The organism is Curtobacterium sp. ISL-83, from assembly GCF_018613895.1.
GTDB lineage: Bacteria > Actinomycetota > Actinomycetes > Actinomycetales > Microbacteriaceae > Curtobacterium.
The window spans coordinates 1-2,572 of sequence record NZ_JAGGPH010000027.1 but is presented as its reverse complement, the minus strand read 5'-3'; the positions used below and the strand labels follow the sequence as shown (position 1 = coordinate 2,572).

The window sequence follows — 2,572 nt, the reverse complement described above, 5'->3', positions numbered from 1 at the left end:
GTGGTCGGGCTGGCGGCGGCGGTCGGTCGGCGACCCGGGGTTGAGCAGGCGCAGTCCGGTCGGCGCGACGGTGTCCCACGGGATGTGCGAGTGGCCGAACACGAGCACGTCGACGTCCGGGTACGCGGCCGCCATCCGCTGTTCCCGGCCGCCGGAGGCCCCGGTCTCGTGCACGAGCGCGACCCGGAGGTCCTCCACCGTGAACCGCGCGACGAGGGGGAGCCGGTCGTCGAACTCCGGTCCGTCGTTGTTGCCCCGGACGCCGACGAACCGCCGCGACCGTCCCTGCAGCGCGTCGAGCGTGGCCAGGTCGACCCAGTCCCCCGCGTGCACGACGAGGTCGGCGGCGTCGATGTCGTCCCAGAGCGGTGCCGGCAGGTCCTTCGCCCGTTTCGGCAGGTGGGTGTCGGACAGCAGGACGAACGACGTGGTCACGACGCGGGGCGGCCGGGCATCGGCAGGCCGGCCTCGTCCGCGGCGCCGAGCCGCTCGAGCAGTCCGGCGAGCAGCGCGATGTCGTCGTCCGACCAGCTCGCGATGCGTTCCTCGAGCGCGTCCCGGTGCAGCTGCACGGACCGTTCCAGCGCGGCGCGTCCGGCGTCCGTCGCGATGAGCGGCTTCGCGTTGCCGGTCCCGCCGTCGGTCGTCTGCACGAGTCCGGCCGCGAGCAACCCGGACAGTTGGCGGGAGATCGTGGACCGGTTGAGTCGGAGGTACCGGGCGATGTCGATGGCCATGCAGCCGGGGTGCTGCACGACGAAGTCCACGAGCGACTGGTCGACGACGCTCAGGACCTGGTCGGACCCGCGCGCACGGATGCTCGCACGGCGGGTGATGCGGGCGAGCTCGGTGTAGGCACGGCCGATGTCGCTGTTGCGGACGTCCGTCCGGTGGTGGTCCATGGTGCTCCGACCTCGTGCTTGCCGGGTCACACCCGGCGGTGGTGCGGTGAGCCTACCGCCGGGGTGCCCGCTGACCGGGTCAGCGGGCAGTCGCCGCGGCCCGAAGGGCCGGGATGTCGAGCTTGACCATCTCGCGCATGGCTTGGAAGACGCGCTGGCCCGCCTCCGGGTCGCCGCCGGCGGACATCAGCTCGCCCATCATCGACGGGGTCACCTGCCAGGACAGGCCCCACCGGTCGACCAGCCAGCCGCACGCGACGGGCGTGCCGCCGTCGGCCAGAAGGGCGTCCCAGACGTGGTCGAGTTCGTCCTGCGTGTCGACGTCCACCTGGAACGACACCGCGTCCGAGTGCGGGTGGCCGGGGCCGCCGTTCATCGCACGGTAGGGCTGCCCGAGCAGCGTGAACTCGACGACGAAGGCCTTGCCGCCCGGGCCGGGGCTGACACTGTCGATCCGGGAGTCGGGGAACAGCGACGTGTAGTACCGGGCTGCCTCCTCGGCCTGGTCGTCGTACCAGAGGAACGGGGTGATCTTCGGCATGGTGCCCTTCCGGGTTGGACTCAGTCCGCGGTGCCGCGGCTGAGCAGGTCGGCCTTCTCGGGGTGGTCGTCGAACCACTTCCCGACGAACCAGCACATCGGCACGATGCGCTTGCTCGAGTTCGTCTCGATGTCGTCCACGGCGTACGCGACGAGGTCGGCGGCGTACCCGTGCCCGCGGTGCTTCGGCACGGTGTACGTGTGCGGGAAGGCGACCGCGTCGGCGTTCTCGCGGCGGTCCAGGACGCTCACGAGCTCACCGTCGACGTACATCGCGTACCGGTCCTGGTCGCGTTCGTCGCGGAACTCGTGGGTCATGTCGCCATCATGCACCTGAGTGCACCCTGAGCGCACCCTCCGGAATGCAGCGCGCCCCGCCGCGTTGGATGACTGCATGACGACCATCGGCATCATCGGAGCAGGCAACATCGGATCCCAGCTGGCACGCCTCGCGGTGCAGCACGGCCATCAGGTCGTGATCGCGAACTCGCGCGGACCGGAGACCCTCACGGACCTCATCGCGGAACTCGGCCCGGACGCGCGGGCGGCCACCAGGGAGGACGCGGCAGCAGCCGGGGACATCGTCGTGGTGACGACGCCCCTGGCCGCGATCGAGACGATCCCGGTCGAGCCCCTGGTCGGCAAGGTCGTGATCGACACGAACAACTACTACCCGCAGCGTGACGGGCACATCCAGGCCCTCGACGACGAGACGACCACCACCGCCGAGCTCCTGCAGACGCACCTGCCCGAGTCGCGCGTGGTGAAGGCGTTCAACCACATCGGCGCCGCTGCCCTCACGACGGACGCGCAGCCCGCGGGGACCGCCGACCGGCGGGGGCTCGTGGTCGCGGGCGACGACGCCGAGGCGAAGCGCATCGTGTCGGAGCTCATCGACACGTTCGGCTTCGACGTGGTCGACGCCGGGCCGCTCGCCGAGGGATGGCGCATCCAGCGCGACACCCCCGGCTACGTGACGCGGTTCACGGCCGACGAACTCCGCACGAAGCTCGCCGAGGCGAAGCGCTACCGCGACCAGTAGGCGGTCCTGCCGCCAGTGGCGGCCGCGCGACCCGGTCGCGGTCCGCGACCGGTCAGCGCGAGCAGCCACGCGCCTCCAGGACGCTCCG

The 2,572-nt window shown here is 71.6% G+C and carries 5 protein-coding genes; 1 reads left to right on the top strand and 4 read right to left on the bottom strand.

The annotated features are described in order from the left end of the window. The 4 genes from J7E22_RS16910 to J7E22_RS16895 all read right to left on the bottom strand — a co-directional run. On the bottom strand, positions 1–435 hold a 435-nt coding region (locus tag J7E22_RS16910), incomplete at its 3' end, for a metallophosphoesterase (protein WP_214983011.1). Further along, on the bottom strand, positions 432–902 hold the full coding sequence (locus tag J7E22_RS16905; protein ID WP_214983010.1) for a MarR family winged helix-turn-helix transcriptional regulator: 471 nt from the start codon (positions 900–902) through the stop codon (positions 432–434). The genes J7E22_RS16910 and J7E22_RS16905, both read right to left, overlap by 4 nt. Positions 903–981: 79 nt before the next feature. After that, a complete protein-coding gene (locus J7E22_RS16900; RefSeq protein ID WP_214983009.1) occupies positions 982–1,443 on the bottom strand; it encodes a VOC family protein in 462 nt (153 codons plus the stop codon). Positions 1,444–1,463: 20 nt separating this feature from the next. Beyond that, complete coding sequence (locus J7E22_RS16895) at positions 1,464–1,760, bottom strand: GNAT family N-acetyltransferase (protein ID WP_214983008.1); 297 nt, start codon at positions 1,758–1,760, stop codon at positions 1,464–1,466. A gap of 76 nt (positions 1,761–1,836) precedes the next feature. Between J7E22_RS16895 and J7E22_RS16890 the strand changes: the two genes are divergently transcribed. Next, a complete protein-coding gene (locus J7E22_RS16890) occupies positions 1,837–2,484 on the top strand; it encodes an NADPH-dependent F420 reductase (protein WP_214983007.1) in 648 nt (215 codons plus the stop codon). Positions 2,485–2,572 lie beyond the last annotated feature (88 nt).

Coding starts and splice junctions, on each gene's coding strand:
- J7E22_RS16895 (WP_214983008.1), bottom strand. CDS start 1,760: ATGACCCACGAGTTCCGCGACGAACGCGACCAGGACCGGTACGCGATG.
- J7E22_RS16890 (WP_214983007.1), top strand. CDS start 1,837: ATGACGACCATCGGCATCATCGGAGCAGGCAACATCGGATCCCAGCTG.
- J7E22_RS16905 (WP_214983010.1), bottom strand. CDS start 902: ATGGACCACCACCGGACGGACGTCCGCAACAGCGACATCGGCCGTGCC.
- J7E22_RS16900 (WP_214983009.1), bottom strand. CDS start 1,443: ATGCCGAAGATCACCCCGTTCCTCTGGTACGACGACCAGGCCGAGGAG.